This window comes from bacterium (assembly GCA_035454885.1).
GTDB lineage: Bacteria > UBA10199 > UBA10199 > JACPAL01.
Map to the genome: position 1 here is coordinate 14,165 of DATIGE010000056.1, position 23,444 is coordinate 37,608.

The window sequence follows — 23,444 nt, forward strand, 5'->3', positions numbered from 1 at the left end:
CCTATTCCGGATCTCATTCGTTTTAGAACAACATTTTCAATTTTCCGCCGAAGAGGCCGCTGGAGTCGAAATCCGTCTCTATGGTGGGAACCTCGCTCAATTTGATTTCATTGGGTCTGACCTCTCAAATGGGTCTGGGACTGGGCATCAACCGGCTCGGGGCAAATCTCGGAAATCTCCTGCAATTACAAGGGTCTAACGGAGACGGCTTCAACCTCTCGGAGTTTGTGGCCGACGCCCTCCCCTGGGCGGCCGGCGCGACCGCCCTGGGGATGGCAGCCGGTGCGGGGATCTATTTCGTCCGCCGCTGGCGGGATCGACAAGCGGCCCTCCCGCCTCCGGGGATGACGGACGCGCGTCCGGACCAGCTGAAGACCTATTTTCAAACCCCCTCGTCCGACCGCGAAAGGGCCCGGCCCCTCCTCTTGGGCTACTCGCCTACGGCCTCGGACGAAACCTTGGCCGAGACGGAACGGCGGATCGCCTCGGAGATCGCCGACCTACAGGCCGCTCTCACCGCCCCCCACAACGAAAAGAACAAGAAAAGGATCGCCGAGGCCGTCCAGTCCTACGAAGACATTCAGGCCTTCCTTTCCCTGCGGCGGGGCCGGACGGTGCGGGTTCGCCGGGAATTCCTCGACCATCCGGAAACGGCCCACGCCACCGCCGTTAGACGCCTCTCGGCCCTCGAAGCGCACCGGCTCGTTCTGATCGCCCATTACTTTCAAAAGGCGCACATTTCACGGAAGAGCGACTTGCCGGACACCGAGCCGGAACCGAAAACGGTGTCCCGATACGCAGGCCTGGACGAGAGACAGAGACGCCAGCTCCACCTTCTGGCCCTCCGGACCTGGCAGTCGCTCTCTCCCGAGGACAAGGACTTCTTCTGGGAACTCCGACAAAAGGGCGACGACCTGCGCGGGACCTCCGTCGCGCCGGATTTTCTGAGACTCTTTGCCCGTCTCGTTCCGAATCCAAAATTCCCCATGAATATGGACGCCTTGGCCGGCGAACTCGCGGGCCAAGTCACCGCACGCGTGAACGAGCTCAAGAACGGGCCGGAACTACCGCCTCATTTCCGGAACATCCATGGCGGCATCCTCTTGCTCCGGAGCGGCGAGCGCATGATGGGTAATATCAAGATCCACCGCCACCTGGGGACCGCCAAGGTCCGCATCACCCGCGAGGTCGGACCGTCGGACAACCGGCAGGTGTCCGTATTGGAATACTCTCCGGAACAAGTCCTGACGATCATCGGCGACGAGAAAAAATCCCAAGTACATTGGACGCACCCCGACATCCAGCTGAACGGGGACGACAACAAGACCGCCCCCGGCATCGTCGCCGACCTGCGCGAGTACCCCTCCCCCTCCCTGGGCGGCGACCACCGCGTCCTGGTGAACTTTGCGGACGAGCGGCTGACCAAGAATCTTCAAAGCTTGGAGGTCCTCCGCGAAAAGCTGAAGGGCGGCGAAGTCCCCCCCGCGAGCGCCGTCAGAAGGTTGGCGGGCGCCTTGCTCAAGAAAAACACGAACCCGGACGCAGAAGCCGTCGCCGCAAAGAGCGGTCCCGGCATTCTGCACGCCCTCATGGACGTCCTGAACGCCGGCGGCCAGGCCGAGCGCGCCCTCTTGATCCAGATCATCCTGCAATTCCTCGGCATCCCTTCGGCCTTTGAGCGCCGGGACGCTACGGGCGAGGGCGAGACCGCCGCCTTTTGGGTGCGCGTCGCGGTCCCCGGGGAACCGCAGGTGATCCTTTGCCCGGGGCGGGACGGGGCGGTTCCGGAAGGCGACCCCGACTTTGCCTCCTTTCAAGACCAGACGCCGCAGTCGGGATCCCATGGGGCGCCCACAAACGGACTGATCGCCCCCGCTCCCATCGCGCACGCCATCGTTTCGGCTCAGGGCGAAGACAACACGCCCATCCCCGCGCCCGCTCCGCCTCCACCCGATGATTTCGACGACCGTCCGACCCAGGTGATCTCCCGGCCAAGACTGTTCGACACCCCCGTTTCGGCGGCACCGGACGCCGAGACGGACGAACCGACCGTTCAGGTCCCTTTCGAGACCCTGAAGTCCGAGTCCCTCAGGCACGGCGTGACGGCCGAATTGAAGGAGCGTTACGCCCTCTTCGCGACCGACACCGACGCGGCGCGCGAGTTTGCGCGGAGAATCAGCGAAAAGGTGTACGCCGCCTGGGACCAGGCGGGACGGCCGGACCTGGAAGCGAACGAACAGGGAGAGGCCGTCCTCATTCCGGAAAGATTCATCGAAGCGGTCATGAACGCCTGGAAGGCGAGCCTGCAAAAGAACAAGGGCGCGATGGCACGGCGCATCCTGGCTGAGCTGGGCGACCGTGGCGACCGCGCAGCGCGGCGGAAGCCCGCCGCCGCGTCCCTCCCACAGGCGAGCGTTCTTCCCGACGACGACGACAACCGGCCGACACTCATCCCGCCTGTCGCGGCTCCCGAACGCGAGAACATCGCCGTCCCCCTCACGCGGCGGTCACGCGCCACCCCTCCGCCGCTGCCCACGCCCGAGGAATTCGCCCGGCAACAGGAGGAAGCGGCGATTGAGAGAGCCACGGACATTCTCAAGCTCCGGTATCCGGTTTTTCATGAACCGCCCTATCAGGGTCTGGCGACGGCCATCGCGCGCAACGCCTACCGGCAGGCGGGAGGCGATCCCGACGCACAACTTGAAGCCATTCTGGGTCTGGTCGCCCAAACGGCGCCGGCACTGGAGACCAGGGCCTCGCTTCAGCCGGTGCTTGCGGGGATCCGCGCCGCGGACGCGGTCATCTGGGAGCTCACGGACCGTTACCCTGCCTTCCGCAATGCAGGCTGGAAAGGCTTTCTTCCCAACGCACTGGCCCACATTTTCCGGGCGTGGCAAATCGCCGGTTCCAAATTCGAAACCGCACCGGACGGACGGACCGTCGTCCCGGAGCAGGTTTTTGAAAGCGGGTTCGCCGATTTCACTTCTGGTCTCACGCGGGACTATCCGAACGTGGAGCCCGAAATTTTCGTCGAGGCCTTCATCGAGGGCGATTCGGACATTCGGGAAAAGCGATGGGTCATCGAAGTTGATCCCGAGAAGGACGCGGACATCATCGTCGGCGACGGGCCCGACGCAGCCGGGGAACCGGCTCCGGAGGCGCCGGTTACGGCGACGCTGTCGATCCCGACCCCCGCACCGACCTCCGACGCCCCCGTCTCTGGGACCGCCTCCGCCGTCTCGAACATTTCAGTCGTTCGCCGGCTGCCCGAAGCTGCGCCCCACGAGGACACCTCCTCCGAGATCCTCCGGCGCTATCCATCGCTGGAGGCCCATCCGGCCCTCGTCCGGACGCTCGCCGAGCGGTCCGCGCGATTGGCCGCCGAGGACGCCTCGACGCCCGCGGTCGACCGGACGCTCGCCGAATTGATCCGCGCCCTTGCGGACACGGCCGTTCCGAAAACGCCCCGCGAGGAGATTCTCCGGTCACTCATCGAAAAGGACGTCGCCGACGAACTGGCCGAGCGTTACGGCGTCTTTCAGGAGGCGGCCTTCGCCAAGCTCAAGTCCGTCATGGCCCGCCGCATCTACGACGTTTGGGACGGCAACAACCGGACCTTCAACGGCACCGCAGCCGTTCTGCCGCTCCGCGTGCCGGAAAAATTCGTCGACCAGGGCATGAACGTCCTCTTGACGCCTCTCCGTGCGTCCGACCCCGAAATGGCCGACCGGATCATGCGCTCGTACCGGGGAACCCGCGCCGAACGAGCCGAACGTCTGGCCCGGCCGGCGTCCGCCCAAGCCGTCCGGCCCGTGCCCATCACACAGGACAACGTCCGCATCGAACTGATGCATCGGTTCCCCGCGTTCTTCGGCGCCTACGGGAATCTTGCGACGGCCTTCGCCAAGGACATTTACGAAGCCTGGCTCCAAGAGGACCCGGAGCGGACGCTCGAGCAGAGCGGCGCCGGCCTCCGCGGGCTGATCCCCGAGTCCGTCCTCGAAAAGCGGATTCCCCTCTTCTACGCCCGCGTGGAACAGGCCGGACACGCCGCGCTCGTTCGCGCCATGAAGGAAGACGACAAGGGCCCCCGCTCCAAGCGCGGGACGGCCGTCCTCGAGTTCGACGTTCGATTCGCTCGCACCGGCTAGCGACCTCATCGGATCGCCCCTCGAAGATCCCCGTGAGTCTCATTTCTACCTCGAGTTGCATTCCTACCTCGCCGCAACGTTCGCGCCTTACGGCCGAAAACCAAAGCTGAGACTTGAATTTTTCAGGTCAAAACTGCGGGAGGATTTATGTCGGGGACACAATGCGCGGATTTCGGGGGAACGGAACTGGGGGAAACCCTGTGCGTCATGCCGGAGGGTCACGTCTATCCGGGACTCATCACGTACCGCGACGGGCGCGTGGCGGACATCACCTCGGAGAGCGGGGGAACCGTCGTCATCGCGGGGCCCAACGGCACGGGGACGGTCACGATGGAGGGCGTCGGCGCCGAATCACTGGCGATCACACGCGGCATGGCGGACACGGAAATCGGCGATTGTTCCGCGCGCGGGATGGGCGGGGTCTCCTTCTCCCCCATGATGTCACGCTACGAGGGCGAGGAGATCACCTGGTCCGCGGCCGAGGCCCGCGAGCTTTCGCGAATCCTCGGCGTGTCGGGGACGCGTTCCGGATCGGCGTTTTTCTGCTCGAATCGCGAAAACGCGGGCGCCCTAGTCGTGGCAAGCGACGCGTTCCACCGTCCGGACCTGATCGCCGGCATCGAAACCCTCGACTCTTCTTGCGGCGATCTCGATGACACGCACTGCGCGGCCATGCTCGCCTCCTTGAGAACGGCCGCCGGAATGCCGGCCCCCGAATCGTGGTGGAACCAGATCCGGGGCATCGCGGGATACTTGATCGGCGGCGTGGTCGTCTTCGTCGTGGGCGGTTTGGGTTCGCACGTCGCGGCTCGGTGGTGGGACGGACGCGGTGGCGACGGCAACCCTCCGGCCGGCGGGGCCGGCACGGGATCGGGCACCGGCGTGAGCGCGCCTTCATCGAACCCTGTGAGTGAGACGACGAGCGCCTTCACCGAGGAACAAGGACTTTGGACGGGACTCGCTGTCACCTGCGGTGTCGCCGCCGCGATCCTTTGGGCTGACGACGCGACCGTCATCGGCGTCGTGGACGACCCCGTCGCCGCCGTCGCAACGGTCGCCGCCGTCGCATTCCTGGGGCTCGCCGTCTTCTCGGGCGAAGACACGTCCGGCGTGCCGGAGGCGTAAAGACATTTCCTCCCTTTGTTAAACTCCTTGTTTCCCTTTTGAATCACGAAAAACCCGAATTGCTCCGGGCGGTTGCCGTTCTTTTGCCATCGCGTCGTTTTTGAAACGCAACATTTCCAACGCGGAGCCGATAACCAAAACGGATCTCTTAACTCATGGAGGCTCTATGTCGGGTAATCAGTGCAGTGACTTCGGGGGGACGAATCTGGGGGCGAGTTTGTGTTCGATGCCGGCCGGGCACGCCTACGAAGGGCTGATCACCTATCGGGACGGCCGCGTGGCGTCGATCCGAAGGACCGACGGGGCCAACACCATTTTCGCAGGACCTAACGGAACGGGCGACATCACCCTCGCCGACTTGGGAACGGCCGCCATCGCCCTCACGCGCACCCTGGCGGGAGGCGAGGTCGGCGACTGCGCCGCGCGCGGCGCCGGCGGCGTTTCGTTCTCAGCCCTCCAGACCACCTACAACGGCTCCGCGATCACCTGGGAAGCCCCCCACTTGGCAGCGCTCTACCGCGCCCTGGGATCTTCGGGAGGTCAATCCGGAAACGCCTTCTTCTGCTCGAACCGCGAAAACGCACGGGCCTTGGTCGTCAACAACGACACTTTTCACCGCCCCGCCCTCTTGGCGGGGATCAGCGCGCTGACCTCCAACCGGAGCAATTTCTCGGAATTGGATGACGCCCACTACAACGCGATGCTCCAGTCGCTCCGCGCCGCCGCCGGCGTGCCGGAGCCCCAGTCCACGTGGGACCAGGTCAAGGGCATGGGGGGGTACCTCGTGGGCGGTATTCTCGTCTTCATCCTCGGCGGCGTCGGCGCACACTTGGTTTCGAAATGGTTCGACAACCGCGGCGGGCCCAAGGGTCCCGGCAGCGGAAGCGGCGGAGGAGGCGATCAAGACGCCTTCGTCCGCGGACTGATCGAAGGACTCCGCGCCGCGGGCGCGACGATCCCGGAACCGGTCGCCAACCCTACGCCCGTAGCGAACCCGACGCCGACCGGAAATCCCGTCACCAATCCGGGAAATGCCCGGGTCGCGAGCGCCCTCGACATGGCCCGGGCCATCCGGGGCTTCAACGGCGGCACGTCCGTGGTCCCGGGCGCACCCGGAGCGGTTCCCAACGTCGCCGGTCCCGGCGTCAACCCGGCGCTCATTCCGGTGCCGGTCCCGCCTCCGGTGGTCGTCCCGCCGGTCGTGGTCCCGGCCCCCGCACTGGTTCCCCGGCTCGTGCCGGTCGTTCCGTAAAAATTAAGCCATTCCTTCTCCAAAAACCCGGGGGATGCCGTTGAAAGGAGCCTTGAATGTCTCCGCCAACTTTTCCCCAACTCCTGGCACCCACGGGATTTTGCGGTCCCTCGGAGATCGGCCCCGTGTGCTACGCCGATCCCCTGGTGGTGAATAGTCCTTCGTCGATCTATTCCGGGGACTCGGTCACGATCCCGTGGAGCGATTTTTCCACGCGGGGGCTCCTGCCCTACTTTCGCGAAGGCCGGATGGACTCGGCCCCTCCGACGCCCCCGCCTCTCGACCAAAATCTTCCGCTCTCGGAGTACCGTGATCGTCTGCCGGCGGAGTTACAGCCTTACCTCGCCCCGCTCGTCCAGATCGAGGCCGAGTTCGGCGTGCCGGTCTCCTTCCGCGTCGTGAACCTCCGCCTCTCGACGGGCGAGGAGGTCCCTCAGATCTATTTCTTCCGGACCGGCGAAGAGGGTGAAACGCCCTGGATGCGGTCGCCCCGCGGAGGAGGAGGCGCCGGACCGGCGCCCGAACCGACCACGTTCGGTCTCACCGTGAATCTTTTCGGCGGTGCCGCGGCCGTCGTCGCCTACGACCACCTGCTCATCCGGCCGCTCATCGACAATGGCCTCGTACCGCCGGAGATGCACAGCCCCCTGCTCTTCACCTCCCTCATGACGGGCCACCTGGCCCTCCATCGTGCGGGCCTCGTCAAGGCCGCGCCAGGGCAGGCTGTGCGCGGGATGCCGACGTTCATGGGATTTCAGATGCTCGCGGGGCTCCTGATGGAAGGTCTGGGTGTCGAGCCGGGTCCGGCCCGCGATCTGGGCACCCTCACCCTCTCCATGATGCCCCTCCTCTTGGCGCGCCAATCGCCGGTCCTGGCGGAGGCCCTGGAGGCCGCCGCGGCGGGACGGGGCTTTCAACTCGCGGGGCTCTCGGGGGAGGCGGCCACGCTCCGCGTGGGGGCCGCGTTCGCGCGGATCTTGGGGTGGATCGGCCTCATCGACCTGGGCGCCCGCCTCGGGACCTGGGGCATCGGCAACATCGTCTCCGCCGTCTCCTCCGGCGACACCCGGCACAACATGAGGATCTGGAACCTCATCCGCATGAGCCAGGACATCATCAACCAGGAGGACTGCGGTTCCTTCGCCGCGTCGGTCTTCGGCTCCTTCCTCACCTTCGGCGACACCGTCCATTCATGGATCGACGACGACTACGACGCCTATTATCAGGACCGGGTCCGGCGCACCTACCTCGGACTCGCGGAAGGATCCGACGAATTCGGCGAATCGCTCCACTCGAGCCTCGCCGCCATCATCGGGCGGCATATCTCCGTGACGCCGGGCGGGACGGACGGAACCTACGCCGTGGATTCCGTGAATTGGGACGGCATCGCGGCCGACGTGGCGGCCTTTTACCAGGAGGAAGACAACGCGGACAATATCCGGGCCGGATACGGCCTCGTGGACGATGCAACCGCCCCGATGACCGCCAGCGGGATCTCCGAGTTGATCGACATCGTCTCCGTGAACGGGGAGATCCCGGACAGAGACCAGTTCCGCGTCCATTTCCGGAACTACGCGGGCCTTCAGCTCTTCCGTAAGCTGCAAACCTTGGAGTCGCGCGCCTTGGAGCTGGGACTCGCCGAGGACGTGGACGGCGTCCGCGTCTTCCGGATGCCCTCCGACCCTTCAAGGCTCACCGCCGCCCAAAACGAGTTCCTGACGGGCGAAGGACTCCGGCTCAGCACGGAGATCGCGTACCTCACCCTCTTGGAGGAGGCCATGGAACGCTGATAAGTTTATGAAATTACTTAGGATAGTAAGAACGCAACATTTCCGCATTCCAGCCGATAACAATAACTGGGGGAGTGTGATTCCATGACGTGTAATCCGGCCATTGCGACTTGCCTGCCTCCGATCGCCTCGGCGTCGACCGGCTTTTTCGGCCCCAATGACCTCGGGCCTGTCTGCAACGCCGCCACCCCGGCCGACTCCTTTGGGATGTGCGAGGCCCCCCTGGCAAGCGCCGGGGACGCCCCGGGGATGGCCTCACTGTTCGCGCCCGCACCCCTCGAATGCTCAGCGGACAGGGGACTCCCACCGTCCAATGTGGACCTCCGATTGGCCGATTACCGGACGAGCTTGCCCGGGGAACTGACCCCGTACATCGAGCCGATGCTCCGCCTGGAGACCGAGTTCAACGTCTCCGTCTCCTTCCGAATCGTGCAGGCCCGTCTCTCGAACGGCGAGACCGTCCCGCAGATCGTCTTCTTTCGCACGGGCGACACGCCGTCGATCGCGGCGACCGGAACCGGAGGGAGCGGTCCGGGCGGTCCCGGAGCCGCAACCGCGCGGACGCCGACATCCACCGGAATGTTCGTGTCCCTCACGGGGGCCGGGGCCGCCATCGTCGCCTACGACCGGTTCCTGCTGCAGGCCCTCGTCGACCGCCACATCCTGCCCGAAGAGGCCCGCATCCCTGTCCTCTTCACGAGCGTGATGGCCTCGCATCTCGCCCTCTACCGGGCGGGTCTGGTCAGCGTCGGTCCGGTCGAAGGCTTAAGGGGTCTGCCCACGTTCCTCGGCTACCAGATCCTCGCCCGGCTCCTCTTGGAGCGGATCGGTGCGCCCACGAACTCGTTCAGCACCGATCTCGCGGGCGTCACGCTGGCGACCATGCCGTTCATCCTCCAAAGGCTCTGCGCGGAATCCGCCACGCAACTCTCGACCGCCGCCGGAAGGGCCCTGGCGGAAGGCGCGGTCCTTCGTGCCGCTGCGCTCGGCACCGGCGCGGAGCTGATGGTGGGAGGGGCGTCAGTCCTGCGCGTCAGCGCGGTCTTCGCGCGTATGTTGGGCTGGATCGGCATCATCGATATCGGCGCGCGCGCCGGGGTCTGGGGAATCGGGCGGATCTACTCCGCCGCCTCCAGCGGCGATTACCGCACCAACGTCCGTCTCTGGAACCTCATCCGCCTGAGCCAGGATATCTACAATCAGGAACGGTTCGGATCGGTGCTTTCCGGTGCCTTCGGGATGATCTGGACCTTTTTCGACTCCGTCGACTCGATGGTGAGCAGCGAATCCGACGCCTTCCACACGCGCAATGTCGAAAGGATTCGGGACACTCTGGTCAGCGGCTCCGACGCGTTCGGTGATTCCCTCCACCAGAGCCTGATCGCCATCCTCGCGCAAAATACGCGCTTCTCCCCCGACGGGGCGGCGACGACGGACTGGGACGCGGTCGAACGGGACGTACGCGCCTTCTACCGGGACGAACGAAACGCCGAAAACATTCGGAACGGCTACAACATCGTGGACGACGCCACGGCGCCGATGACCTCCAGCGGCATCGAGAGCCTGATCGGCATCGTCAGCGACCGGGGAGAGATCCGGAACCGGACGGAGTTCCGGGAACACATGGCCCGCCACGTCCGGATCCGCCGGATCGACGTCGCCCGGCGCCTCAACGAACGCTCCTTGGAACTGGGCCTGTCGGAGGTCGTCAACGGCGTTGCCGTCTCCATGATCCCGACCGATCCCGCACAATTGGAGGCCTTCCGGACCCATCTGACGCCCGCCCAGCGTGAGTTCCTGGACGGAGAAGGCCTCCGCCTCTCCATGGAACTGATGACCCTTTCCACCCTCCCGCATTAGTGCCCGTTAACCAAACGTCTCCAATGAGAATCAAATAAACTCTATAAAGTCATAGAGTTAACTGCGTTAACCTGCTTTTGTTATTAAAACGCAACATTTCTTACCCACGGCCGATAACTAAAACTGAATTTCAATCCATCAACGGCAAGAAGGAGTCTAGGTGACCTCTCCCATCGTCTACAATCCCATGGCGACCGCGACCCTGAACGCCGGTTCCGTCATCCAAACCCAGCAGCTGGAGATCCTGAGCCGGCCCTTGGACGGTTTTGTCGAGGGAAGAAATTACCGCCTGAACGACGTGATGTCCTCCCTGCCCGTGGGGCCGCTCCGCAACACCGCCTCCCTGCTCGCGGGCTCGCCCGACACGATGATCACCATGCGCCTCGCGATGGCGGCCGACGGGTCGGTGACGCCGCAATACCTCTTCCGCCAGGCGGGCGACATCCCCTTCGAGGGTCCATTCGTGCGCGTGGGCAACGGCGGAGGCCCTCCGGCAGAACCGATCCCCGGAGGCTCTCTTGCGGTCACGCTCGGAGGCTCCGCCATCCTGATCGGCACCAACGTCTTTCTCGCCCAGAACGATGTCCCGGCCCCCGTGATCGGACCCTTCGTGGGCGGCACCTACGCCCTGGCCGACGTGGGCGGCCGCTTTTTCACCGCCCCCTCGGCGCGGGTCCCGGCCGCTCCTTTGAATCAGTTCTTGAACCAGGGTCTCACCTCGATGGGCGTCGGAACGACCGTTCAGTACGGCTGGTCCTACGCCTTCGACGCCTTGGGCACGCCGATGGGCTCGGACGCGAACACCTACGGGAGCATCGGGGGCACGCTCCTCACCTTCGCGCCGGCCATCAACTCGCCCTTGAATCCCGTTTACTCGCCGACCTTCGCCAACGCCTTTCGGTCCGCGATCGGCGTGGGCCTGACCGGGGCCGGCGAAGGCTCCTACGTCTTTCTGGCCAAGGGAGGGTGGGCGGGGGGCGCGGGCTGGTCCGGAGGCGCCATGCAGGGTCTGGGCGCGGCCGGGGCCGTCATCATGGGCAGCCAGCTCGGGGGCTGGATCACCGAGGCCGCCACCGGGATGAACGATACGAGCGATCCTTACGGACAACTCGCGCGGATGGCCCGTGACCGGATGTACTCGGAGGCCTGGGGCTGGTTGGGCCGGAGTCCCGTCGGCCATCTCATGGCGGGGTTGACCGTCCTGTGCGGCTACGGAGACGAATTCGCCGAAGGTCTGGGCTATGCCGAACAAGCGATCGTCCGCGACACGCGCAGCTTCACGGACAACATGGATTCGAACCTCGTCGCCTTCCTCATGAGGAGCGCCTCGGACCGCGAACAGGAACCGATGGCGATGCAGGACCTGGAAGCGGGCATTCGCACCTTTTACAGCGACAACAGCACGGCGATGGCCAGTTCCTACCGGGTCATCGACATCCTCCGCCGCACCTTCAAGCTCGACCGGGACGAAGGCGGGATGACCCGTTTCGTGGACGCGAACGGCCACATCACCGACCGTGCGGCCTTCAACACCTTCGCGGCGGGCGTGGCCGAGCGGGAGCTGAACATCCGGTCGAGGCGGCTCACGGCCTTGTGGGAAAGATACGGCATCACCTTGTCGGCGACCGGCCAGGTGACGCCAGTACGGGGTTCAAGTTTCACGCAGGAACAGGTCGACTTCCTGGAGGGAGACGGCGCGCGCTTGGGTTCGGAGATCATGCGCCTCACCAACGCCCTGGCGACGCTCCGTCCGTCGCCGGTCATGACGAATTAAATCAGTAGAAAGTCCGCTTTGATTTCAAAGGGCCGGGGGAACCCCCCGGCCCTTTTTGTTTTTCCGCCGGTGTCTTTTCACCTCGAAATGTTAACAATTGTTATCATAAAAATATATTTACTGAAATAAGCAACATTTCTTCGTCCCCGCCGAAAACCAAAACGGAGCCTCACTCTTTCGAACAGTCAACGGAGGTCATATGTCTGGAGAACTGTGCAGCGATTATACGGCAACAAAAATGGCGGAAGGGCTTTGCTTGACAGCGGCACAACACCCGCTCGGTGAACTCTACCTCTATGCGAACGGCCGCGTTGCCGACATCAAGGAAGTATCCGGCGATAAGGTCACCTTTGCGGGTCCAACCGGACAGGGCCGATACGACTTGGAAGGCGTCACCCCAGACTCCCTGGAGAATACGCGGAAGATGCAGGGCGCGGAGGTGGGCGATTGCTCGGCCCAGGGCGGCAGCGTCTCCTTCGAGATCCTACCGACCGACAGCGGCATCACCTGGACGGCCAAGGATCAGATCGCCCTCAGTCGTATCTTTGGAGACCGAGTCGGCCGCGCCTTTCTATGTTCGGACCCCCACAATCAGGGCACGATCGGCATCAACACGAGCAAGGCCTTCAATACCCAACTCATCCGGGGCTTCAAAAAACTTCAAAGCGAATGCTCCTCTCTCCTGGGCGAAGGTTCCGCCGACAAATGCGCCGCCTTGAAGGGCGTCGCTAATCTCTACGTGCCAAAGGGCGAGCAATCGACCGGGGAAAAGATCAAGGCGACCGCGATATATATCCTCGGCGGTATCTTCGTCTTTGCCGTGGGCGGACTCGCGGCCCACATCCTGGGCAATTGGTGGAACAACCGCGGCGGCGGCCCGAAGCCTCCGTCCGGAGGCGGTGGAGGCGCGAACGATCTGGCCGCCGTGGCGAGTCTCCTTGCGGCACTGGCCGCAGCCGCAAATGGGCTGAAAAATGCCCCTCCCTCGTCCCCCGCTCCCGGATCCCCGCCGGAAGGCCATCCCCGCGTTTCCTTCCCGTCTGAGCCCACGGAGATCCGCGTGACCGGACGGGGCACCTCCTGGGAGGAATACGCCGCCGGGGCGACGATCTTGGTCGCGACCGCCTTCCTCCTTCACAAGGCCGGAAAAGGAAGGGCCGGGGGCGTCGTCGCGGAGGAGGGCGTCATGGCGAGCTTCCGCCGTGTGGCCTCGCGTTACGCCATGCCGGCCGCCGCGGCGGCCGCCGGGGCCGTCGTCCTCATGAACCTTCCGAATGATGCCCAGGCCGCGCCCAATGGTGGCGGCACGGGCACGCAGGTCCAGAAGAACAAGGCCACGCTCGAGCTGTATGGAGGCTCCGAATAGGGCAAATGTATCCAATAGTTAACGATTAATTTTTATTTAAAAAGGCAACATCCTTGACGATTCGACCGATAATCCTAGTGGGGGATTATCTTCCATGACTCTCTTTCGGTCCACGAAGGATGTGAGGGCGGATTTTCGGAGGCAGGACCCCTCCTTGACCGCGACCACCAAGATCACGAAGAGAGACGAGCTTCTCGCCTACCTCTCCGACGACTTTGGCCGGGACCTGGACGACGCCGCCGTCGGTTTGGGCCCCGTCCTGCTTTACGTCGGCGACCTGAAGGCCCATTCGCAGGATCCTCAGAAAGGGGCTTGGAACGACGTCCACGAAGTCATCGATCCCCTCCTCTCGGAGACCGGGCGCGAAAGGATCCGGAAGTTCGAGGGCGACCTCATCGCCGCCGACACCGGCGGTTCCGCCGACGGAAGCCCGGATGGCTTCGTGACGCGTTCCGAGGCCGTCGCCTTCGTCCAAAAGAACCCCCAGCGCTGGCCCAACGTCGCCTTATTCTTGGCGAAGGCCGACGCCTATTTGAACCGCCTCCCGGATTATCTCGCGCAAGCTCCCCTCACGAGCGATGAGCTGGGCCGCCTCTCGGACCTCATGAGCCTCTATGCCAAGGAACTGGAGAAGGGAGGGGCCGACCGCGCGGTTTGGGGCACACTCTACGGACTTTCGCTCCAGGAGTTCCCCTGGGCCCCTTCCGCGACGGACAGGCAACGATCCCTCGAACTCCTCACAATGGCGCAAAATCCGGACGGCAGCTACGATTTGAACCGCCTCTCGGAGGAGGAAGCATCCGAACTGAAGGGCTTGGTTCCCGACATCATCCTCCGTGCCGCCATCGGTCCATTGACGCCCGAGGAGACCGCGGCCGTCCACCGGCTCCTGATGATCCCGCATACGGGCGCCGACTACGACTTCCAGAACCAGGAAAACCCCGCCCCCCTCATGCCCGCGGAGATTGGCATGCTCGATCATCTCCTCAAGAACGCGAACGGCGCGACCTTCATGGGGATGACGATCGTCTCGGGCGAGGGCGAGGAGGATTTTCTTTCGGAGAGGAACCAGGCCGTCAGCGACTTCCGATCGGAGATGGCCGCGGCGAAGGGGAATCAAGGGGCGATCGAGCGGGCCTTGGACAGGCTCAACAGGACCATGGCCCGGCTCGAGGCCGACCATCCCGGAACCATCGCCGCCTCGAATCTCGTCGCGCGCGCCTATCTGGGGAAACTCACCCCCGTCGAGCTCGGCGCCCTCAGGGTTTGGATGGGGGAACAGGAGGAGGCCCAGGGTTTGAGCTGCGACGGATTCCTGGATTGTCTCAAGATGAAGGGACTGCAGTTCTATCAGGCGATCGCGAGAGATCCCGTCGGGTTCCTCGGTCCGCTCGCCGCCCCGGCGCTCTATCATCATTTCTTCCTCAAAAACGTCTTTGCGAAACGCCTGGCCAACCTCTGCGGCGGCGGCCCCGTCGAAAATCCCCGCGAGCTCTACCGGCAATACGAAAAGTTCGTCAAAGAACAGTCCCGACTCGGCGGTCTGAAGGGCATCCCCCGCCGCGTCCTGCAAAACCCATGGGTCGGCCTCGGAGTTTTCATGGGCGCCCAACACCTGCTGCCCCAAGGCAAGGACAGCTTGGCCATCGACGTGGCCTTAAGCCTCGCCGCCTGGGAGTCCTTCGAGACCTACGACGCCTTCTTCAACCCCCTGCTCCAGCAATTCGCTCAGAAGAACGGAGTGTGCCGGCCGACGCCGGTCGAGACCCAACCCGCCGAAGCCCCCGCCGTGGAAACGGCAACGGCCGCCGATACGACCCAGGTACGGGCCCTGACCGAGTCGGATTACTTGGAGATTGTCAACGGAGGCGCCCCCGCCCTGGATCAAGCCGCCATTTCGAAGCTCCCTGCGGAATTGCAGTTCCTCTTCGGCGAAGATCCTCTGACCGGGAAAGACGCCCAAACGAGCGAGGAGTCCTTCTACTCGCTGATCCCCAATACGGGTGAACCTGGGTCCAAGATCGCCGATCTCCTGATCCAGCGTTACGCCGCCGATCGTCCCGGGCTCGCCGCGAAAATCCGCGTGGACATGAACCAGATCCTGCCCGTCTTCCAGGAATCCGGGGTCATCAGCGTCTCCCGGACGAGTTCGGTCCGCTGGGCCTTGAGGCAATACATTCAAAACCTCGAGGCGGGTGGATTGCTCCGCGCCTCGGCTTATGTGCCCCTGATCCGCGAAGGAGGGGCCGTGGAGAGCTATTACGCCATCCGCGGGTCCCAGGCGTTCCATCGCTGGGCCGCCCAAACGGAGCGCCAGAACGGCATTTACGACCGCCCCTTGGAGCTCGGCTTTGACGAGGCGGCCAAGGAGCATTGGGAGTCCCTCGACGAGATCGCCGCCAATCGCGCCGAAGCGGCGGCTCAGGCCCGCGCGAGGGCCGCGCGACTCGTGATCGACCCGGCCTATGCCGATCTTCCCCGGGAACTGCATGTCGTCTTTCGGGACTACGTCTATTTGGGCGGCGAGATGGCCGAGGACGATCTCTACGCTTTGGCCGAGGCCGCCCCCCGGGCCGGCGAGCTGCTCGCGGCGCACTTCGCCCCCAACGATCGGGCCCTTCAATCCCAGATCATTTCGGACGTGAACCTCCTCTTTACCGTCCGCGATCCCACCGACATCCAGGCCGCCAACGGCCTGAAGTGGGCGCTGCGCGAATACATCACGGGACTTAAAACGGGTGTCCCAGCGGACGTCGCATCGCTTTACGAACAGATCGCCACGCCTTCCGGAGCCCAGAGTGTTCATTTTGCGGAAATGCAGAGACAGGCCAGCAAGCAGTGGAGCGAGGAATACGAGCTGAAACACGCAAGCGAATCAATCCCGGAAGGGTACATCTATAATTATTTGACGGGTGAGACTTACAAAGACCCGGATCCCGATCGTCTGCAGGATGAGTCGGCTCACGAGTGGTACATGCAAAACGATCCCATGTACCGTTTCGACCGGATGATGATCGCGACGACGGGAAGCAAGGTGCCGGTCTTCATCATCATCCCGACACCCGCCCTTGGATGGGCCATGGGCAGCAGCGCGGCCGTGGAATCCGCGCCGGCGTTCGTCCCGGCCCTCGCGGGAGCCTACTAATGACCCCTTTTCGTACGACAGACCAGGTCAGGAATGATTTCGCCTTAGGCCGGGACGGACAGATCACCAAGCGCGACGACCTCCTCGCCCATCTCTTCAACGATTTTGAAGGGGACTTGAGCGCCGCCGCCGCCGGCCTTGGGCCGGCCCTCTTCGACGTCCGGGGGCTCAAAGACGGCGATTCGAAGTGGAAGGACATCCGCGGCATCCTGGACCCGCTTCTCTCACAAACGGCGAGGGAACGGATCCGCCGATTCGAGACCGACCTCATCGCCGCCGACACGGGAGGAGCGGCCGACGGAAGCCCCGACGGTTTCGTCACACGGACGGAGGCCACCGCCTTCGTCAAACAAAATCCGGATCGTTGGCCCAACGTCGCCCTTTTCCTGGTGAAGGCCGACGCCTATGTGAACCGCCTTCCGGACTACCTCGCCCAACCCGACTTGAGCAACGATCCGGAGTCGGTTGGTCTCCTCTGGGGGATCCTGAACCATTACGCCGGCGAGTGGAAGAAGAGCGGGACGGAGTCCGCCCAGTGGGGAACCCTTTACGGATTGCCGCTTCAGGGTTTCCCTTCGACGGACCGGTCCAATCCCCCCGACTTGATCCGCCGGGCCACGAAGGGGGAACTGAGCCCCGAGGAACTTTCGGCCGTGCACCGTCTGCTGACGATCCCCAAACACGGGAATGCTTATGATCTCGCCGCGGCCGGAAGCCCCGCTCCCTTGACCACTGAGGAAATCGTGGCCCTCGATCAACTGCTCCAGTCCGCCGACGGAGCCGTCTGGATGGGGATGAGGATCACGTCCGGAAAAGACGATGACAGGTTCTTTTCCGAACGGAACCGAGCGGTCGCCGACTTTCGGTCGGAGATGGCGGCGGCCAAAGGAAATGAAGCCGCCGTGCGCAAGGCCTTGGACAAATTCAACGCGACCCTCGCCCGGCTGGAGTCCAAACATCCGAGCGAAGTTTCAGGCGCCAGCATCCTCGCCCGTGCGTATTTGGGCACCCTGACGCCGACCGAGGTGAGCGCTCTCCGCGTTTGGATGGGGGAACGGGGAACCCCGGCCTGCACCGGTTACGTCGACTGCCTCGTGGCCACCGCCAAAAGGGCCCTTCCCGCGATCGTCCGGGACCTCGGTCCCGTGATCGGAGCCTCCCTCTTGTACCGCAAACTGGTCCTGCCCCGGCTCTTCGAGAGGCAGCTGACCCAATTTTGCGGGGCCCCCGTGGATGACCCCCGAAGGGCGTTCCGGGACTATCAAAAATTCCTGAAAGAGAGGATGGCTTCCGGGGGTTTTTTGAAAAATCTCCCGCGGCGCGCCCTCGAAAACCCGTACGTCCAGCTCGCCCTCCTCACGGGAATCAACCTGGCCGCCGGCGGGGACCATCCCGTCCTGAACCTGGCGATCGACTGGTTCTTCATGACCGATCCCTTCGGAACCTATGATGCCTGGAACACGGCCCTGATCGGGGAATTCGCCGGACGATATTCCGGGACTTGCCGTCCTTCCGGGTCCGCGGAAACCATCGCGGTCCCCGCTCCCCAAAACGTCGCCGCCGGGGACCCCGCCGTCTCCCTGGCTGAGATGTTCATGGTCCATCCCGAGCTGAACGTCCTCCAGCCGAGGAGTTTCATCTCGGATTTTCCCCAGGAGCTCCAAGTCGCTTTCATGAAGGATCCCAAGGCGGCGGGCGAGATGACGCTGCTTTCCTGGAACCTCCGGGGCACCAACCTGGAAGACGCCCTGGTCCGGCGTTACGGCCGGGGCGAGGCTCAGCAGGCGGCCCAAATCCGCGCCGAAGTCCGCCCCCTTCTCGAGACCTACCGAACCCAAGGCGCGACGCCGGGTCTGTTCATGGCCCTGCGCGCCTTCATCCTGTCCCGGGAGCTCCAGCGCATCGAGGTCCGGACGGGCGAGGTTGCCCCGCAATTTGTTGCCGACGAGCTTCGGTTCCGTCAGGCCGTCGAGGCGGCGGAGCCGGGTCTCGCGGGTTACCTGGCAGGGCTGCCGGAACGTCCCGATTTCAGCCTCCGCGTGGCGCGCATCGCCGAGGCGGGAAAATTCCCGGAAAAGATGACCGAAGCCGATTTCGGATTCTTCTTAAACAGGGTCCCCGGCGCGGCCTCCGGCGCCCCCGTCGTCTATTTTCCGATCCCGGCCGGGCTCGAATTCGCCTTCAGTCCCACCAACCTCTATTTCTCGGAAGCGGATTTCCAGACCTTCCAATCGGTCGGCTCTGAGGATGTCGCGGAGGCCCTGGTCCGGGCCTACTCCAAGGAGGAGGCCACCGCCGCCCGCATCCGTGCCGACGTGCCGGCGCTTCTCTCCCCTTACGCGCGTCCCGACCTCCCAGCCATGATCATGACGCGCATCAACGGGGCCAAGTGGGCCCTTCAATGGTACGTCTCCCAACTGGCCTCCGGCGGTGTTCCGAGCGAGGACGCGGTGAATGTCGCGGTCAGGCAGGCCCAGACCTCCGGCGTGGTGGGTTCGTATTTCGAGATCCAGGAATCCCTCGGCGGCTTCGCCGTCAACCACATTCCCAAGACCTTCGACGAGGTCGCCTCCAGCCATTGGGCCGGCGTCCGCGCCCACCGGGCGCAGCAGGCCGCCGACGCCGCGGCCGCCGAACGCGGCTGGAGCCGCGCGATGGCCAAGGACGGAAAGATCCCGGAGGGATTCCAGATGTGGGATTCCGGGGAGCTCTGCTATCAAGGCAACCCGGTCTATAAGGACGACGACGGCAAATACTATACGATCGACATCGGCAAATTGAAGGAGACCTCCCTCGGAGCGATCGGAGCGGACGGCGCCTGGAACCCTGCCAGCGTGCCTCTCCTGCCGATGGTCGTGGCGCCCGCCATCGTTCCCATCACGGTCCCGTCCTTCAACTTCTCGCCGGCGATGCGGCCGGCCTTTATTTGATCAGATAAACAGATTATCCGGCACGTTCTGCTGGGGCGCGGCGCCCTTGCGGGGGGAGGCCTTGACGATCTCCGCCTCCTTGGCGAGGGCGTCCTTGAGGAAGGTCCTGCCGAGTTCGATCCACTCCTTGGCCGTCGATTCGGAGGCCGGCTTCTTTCTCAAGCCCTCGACGTTTTCTCGGAAATCCCTCCATTGCGGAAGGATCCCCGTCTTGACGAAGTGGTTCTCGAACTCGTGGATGCTCTCGGAATCGACGAAGGGCTGGACGAGCCTGTGGAAGAGCAGGCCGTTCGCCATCTTGGCCAGTGCCTCGTAGGCCTTGTGACCCGCGGAATCGTACTGGCCGTGGCCTAAGTGGGCCTCGGCCATCTGAAGCAGGGGCTCGCCGTCGCGGACGTTCGGGACGACGTCCGCCACCACCGCCCCGGCGCACTCGCCGATGACGCCCTTCTGGAGGGCGAATTCCTGCTTGTCCTCCCAGTCGGTGTAGAGGTCCGGGCGCTCCTGGAACGTGTGGGCCTTCAGCAGGTCGGGCTCTTGCGTGAGGAGATTGATGACACCCTCCTTGCCCAGCTTGCCATAGAAGTCGTTGAACGCCTCGCCCGGCTTCCGGTTGTCCGCGTAATGCGAGACCAGGCGGATCACCGCGTCGGGAACGTTTTTGGACGGGATCTGGGTCGTCAGCTGCGCCACCACCATGTCGCGTCCGGGATTGCCGCCGATGAAGAGCATGAAGGCGGGCATCGTCTTGCCATCCATGGGGAACGCCCCGCCGTGGAGGCCGATGTTCGCGATGTGATGCTGGCCGCAGGAGTTGGGGCAGCCGCTGATCTTGATCACGACATCCCTGGCGACCGCGGACACCTTTCCGTCCTCCGCGTAGAGACGCCTTTCCAACTCGCGCGCCAGTCCCATGGACGACGAGATGCCCAGACGGCAGGTGTCGGTGCCCGGGCAGGCCAGCACGTCGTAGATCGTCTGGGGATCGGTCTTCGCGAACCCGATCTTTTTCAATTCCTCGTAAAGCGCGGGCAGGTCCTGGTCGCGCACCCAGCGGATCAGGAAGTTCTGGTGGACGAAGTTCCGGCACTTGCCGCCGGCATAGCGGCGCAGGATGTCCGAGAAGGCGCGCATTTGGCGGGGATTCATGTCGCCGGTGGTGAGGCGGATCTCCGCCATCGAGTAACCCTTCTGCTTCTGGGGCGTCACGTTGGTCTTTTTCCAGGCGAGGAATTCCGCTGATTCCGAGGCTTTCGGGATCTTCTTGTCGTCCACGACCGGGGGCTTCTCTTCCCAATCCGAAAGGTGTTTGAGGTAGTCGTTCCAGGCCGGGTCGACCCTGATCGACGTCCTCTCCTTCGTCACCTCGTCCTTGAATTTCTCAAACCCCCACTTGTCGATCAGGAACTTGATCCGGGCCTTGGAGCGGATCTTCCGCTCGCCGTGCCGGTCGAAGACCTGCAGGACGGCGTGCGTCCAGGGGATCAACTCCTCCACCGGAAGAAACTCGTGCAGGACCTTGGCGATGCGCGGGCTGGAACCCAAACCTCCGCCCACGAAGACCTTCCAGCCCCTTGTCCCATTCTCGATCTTCGCCACCACGCCCAGGTCGTGCAGCATCGGCAGCGCCGTGATACGCCCGCCGCCGTCGAAGGCGATCTTGAACTTGCGCGGAAGGTTCTGGTTAATCGGGTTCCTCAGGAGATGATAGGCGACCCCGCGCGCATAGGGTGTCACGTCAAAGACTTCGTCCGGATCAACGCCCGCGCCGGGGGAACATGTCACGTTCCGGACCGTGTTGCCGCAGGCCTCTCGGGTCGTGAGCCCCACGGCCGCGAGCTTGCGCATGAGCATCGGGGTGTTCTCGAGCTTCACGTAATGGATCTGGATGTCCTGGCGCGTCGTCAGGTGGCCGTTGTCGTGTGCGATGGTCTCGGCCAACTCCGCGATGCAATCGATCTGCTCGGCCGTCAACATTCCCAGGGGGATCTTGATCCGGATCATCTGCACGTTGTCTTGGCGCTGGCCGTAAACCCCGTGCTGCAGACGGAAGCGCTGGAAGGTATCCTGGGTGATCTCGCCCGCCCGAAACTTCTTGACCATGGCTTCGTAGCGGTCGATTTCTTCAATAATTTCAGGATCGATAGTCGGCGGCGTCGTCATAGTGCTTTCATATTCCTGGAAATGATCCGGGAGGTCAAGTAGGGGCGATCAATTGACATATCTCAAGGAATCACCTTATTTTGCCCTCATGCCGAACTTCCAAGAGCTGATCAAGAAGGTCAAATCCGAGATCCGGGAGATCCGGCCGGACGAGGCCGCGAAAAAGACCAAGGACCCCAACGTGGTCTTCGTCGACGTCCGCGAGCCCGACGAATGGGAGGGGGGCGTCGTGCCGGGCGCCGTCACCATCCCCCGGGGTCTGCTCGAGCTCCAGATCGAGGACGAGGTCCCGGACCGGAACCGCGAGATCGTCTGCTACTGCGCCGGCGGCGTCCGCTCGGCCTTGGCCGCCAAGGCCTTGAACCACTTGGGCTACGGAAAGGTGTCCTCGATGACCGGCGGCTTCAACGGCTGGAAGGACGCCGGACTGCCGATCCAACAAAAGAAGATGCTGACCCCCGCGCAGTCCTCGCGCTACGCCCGGCACATCCTCCTCCCGGAGGTGCGCGAAGAGGGCCAGTTGAAGCTCCTGGAATCGCGGATCCTCCTGATCGGCGCCGGGGGCCTCGGCTGCCCGACCGCGATCTATCTCGCGGCCGCGGGCGTGGGCACGATCGGCATCATCGACTATGACTCCGTCGACCTTTCCAACCTCCAACGCCAGATCCTGCACAGCGAGCAGGAGGTGGGGAATCCCAAGGCGGAATCGGCGGCGCGGCGGCTGAAGGGCATCAATTCGGAGATCAAGATCGTCCCGATTCTGGAGCGGCTCTCGCGCGACAACGTCATGAAGATCATCGCGGATTACGACATCGTCGTGAACGGCTGCGACAATTTCCCGACGCGCTATTTGATCAACGACGCCTGCGTCTTCGCCAAGAAACCCTTGGTCGACGGCAGCATCTTCCGGTTCGAGGGCCAGGTGGCCATCTTCCATGCCGCCGCCGGAGGCCCCTGCTACCGCTGTCTCTATCCCGAGCCGCCGCCTCCGGAAATGGCGCCGTCCTGCGCCGAGGCCGGGGTCTTGGGCGTGCTGCCGGGGATCATCGGCTCGATTCAAGCCGTCGAGGCCATCAAGCTCGTCTTGGGAACGGGGGACACGCTCATCGGACGTCTCCTCATGTATGACGCGCTCTCGCAGAGGTTCCGCGAGATGAAGATCCGCCGCGACCCCGGCTGCCCGGTGTGCGGCGACAAGCCGACGATCAAAGAGTTGATTGACTACGAATGGTTTTGCAGTCAACCTTCGCCGACCGGGCGATGACGAGCATCGCCCCTACACACAATTAAAAGGAGAAATTTTATGATCCAAGTCGGACAAAAAGCCCCCGAATTCAAGGCGGATGCGGCCCTGGGCAACGACGAATTCAAGTCGATTTCCTTGGCCGACTACAAGGGCAAATGGCTCGTCCTCTTCTTCTACCCGCTCGACTTCACCTTCGTCTGCCCGACGGAAATCAACGCGTTTTCCGACGAGATCGACAAGTTCAAGAAGGTGGGCGCCGAGGTCTTGGGCGTCTCGGTCGACAGCAAGTTCTCCCACAACGCCTGGGCGAAGACGCCGCGCAAGGAAGGCGGCATCCAGGGCCTCAAGTATCCCCTGCTCGCCGACATCAACAAGCAGATCGCGAACGACTACGGCGTCCTGCTCCCCGGCGGCATCGCGCTCCGCGGCCTCTTCGTGATCGATCCGGACGGGGTCCTTCAGTACCAGACGGTCAACTTCCTCAACTTCGGCCGGTCAACCGAGGAGACGCTCCGGGTGATCCAGGCCATGCAGATGGCCAAGACCTCCGGAGAGGTCTGCCCCGCCAACTGGAAGCCGGGCGACAAGACGATGAAGCCCGACCTCGTCAAATCCAAGGAATATTTTGCGTCGGTGAAATAG

Annotated in this window: 12 protein-coding genes; 11 read left to right on the forward strand and 1 reads right to left on the reverse strand. The window is 63.9% G+C overall.

Features of this window, described 5'->3' with window-relative positions; translation table 11 throughout:
* Nucleotides 1–80 precede the first annotated feature (80 nt).
* From VLJ37_09670 to VLJ37_09710, 9 genes are all read left to right on the forward strand, one after another.
* On the forward strand, nucleotides 81–4,151 hold the full coding sequence (locus tag VLJ37_09670) for a hypothetical protein (protein HSA59937.1): 4,071 nt from the start codon (nucleotides 81–83) through the stop codon (nucleotides 4,149–4,151).
* A 147-nt stretch (nucleotides 4,152–4,298) separates the two neighbouring features.
* Nucleotides 4,299–5,276, forward strand: coding sequence for a hypothetical protein (locus tag VLJ37_09675; GenBank protein ID HSA59938.1), 978 nt, complete (start codon nucleotides 4,299–4,301; stop codon nucleotides 5,274–5,276).
* 166 nt (nucleotides 5,277–5,442) lie between these two features.
* Complete coding sequence (locus tag VLJ37_09680; GenBank protein ID HSA59939.1) at nucleotides 5,443–6,528, forward strand: hypothetical protein; 1,086 nt, start codon at nucleotides 5,443–5,445, stop codon at nucleotides 6,526–6,528.
* 56 nt (nucleotides 6,529–6,584) lie between these two features.
* Nucleotides 6,585–8,318, forward strand: coding sequence for a hypothetical protein (locus VLJ37_09685; GenBank protein HSA59940.1), 1,734 nt, complete (start codon nucleotides 6,585–6,587; stop codon nucleotides 8,316–8,318).
* Nucleotides 8,319–8,402: 84 nt separating this feature from the next.
* Nucleotides 8,403–10,178, forward strand: coding sequence for a hypothetical protein (locus VLJ37_09690; GenBank protein HSA59941.1), 1,776 nt, complete (start codon nucleotides 8,403–8,405; stop codon nucleotides 10,176–10,178).
* Nucleotides 10,179–10,338: 160 nt separating this feature from the next.
* Nucleotides 10,339–11,952 (forward strand): hypothetical protein, encoded by a 1,614-nt coding sequence (locus VLJ37_09695; protein ID HSA59942.1) that lies wholly within the window; start codon nucleotides 10,339–10,341, stop codon nucleotides 11,950–11,952.
* 199 nt (nucleotides 11,953–12,151) lie between these two features.
* The gene (locus VLJ37_09700) at nucleotides 12,152–13,318 is read left to right on the forward strand and encodes a hypothetical protein (protein HSA59943.1); all 1,167 of its coding nucleotides are present in this window, start codon (nucleotides 12,152–12,154) and stop codon (nucleotides 13,316–13,318) included.
* A 94-nt stretch (nucleotides 13,319–13,412) separates the two neighbouring features.
* A complete protein-coding gene (locus tag VLJ37_09705; protein ID HSA59944.1) occupies nucleotides 13,413–16,463 on the forward strand; it encodes a hypothetical protein in 3,051 nt (1,016 codons plus the stop codon).
* Nucleotides 16,463–19,393 carry a hypothetical protein gene (locus tag VLJ37_09710; protein ID HSA59945.1) on the forward strand — a complete coding sequence of 977 codons (2,931 nt, stop codon included), beginning with the start codon at nucleotides 16,463–16,465 and terminating at the stop codon, nucleotides 19,391–19,393. Before VLJ37_09705 ends, VLJ37_09710 begins: the two co-directional genes overlap by 1 nt.
* On the opposite strand, the gene VLJ37_09715 is transcribed toward VLJ37_09710, so the two are convergent.
* A complete protein-coding gene (locus tag VLJ37_09715; GenBank protein HSA59946.1) occupies nucleotides 19,394–21,556 on the reverse strand; it encodes a nitrite reductase in 2,163 nt (720 codons plus the stop codon). It lies immediately after the preceding gene.
* 88 nt (nucleotides 21,557–21,644) lie between these two features.
* On the opposite strand from VLJ37_09715, the gene moeB reads away from it, so the two are divergent.
* Entirely contained in the window at nucleotides 21,645–22,820 is a 1,176-nt protein-coding gene (gene moeB, locus VLJ37_09720) for a molybdopterin-synthase adenylyltransferase MoeB (protein ID HSA59947.1), read from the forward strand.
* Between the two features lie 39 nt (nucleotides 22,821–22,859).
* Nucleotides 22,860–23,444, forward strand: coding sequence for a peroxiredoxin (locus tag VLJ37_09725; GenBank protein ID HSA59948.1), 585 nt, complete (start codon nucleotides 22,860–22,862; stop codon nucleotides 23,442–23,444).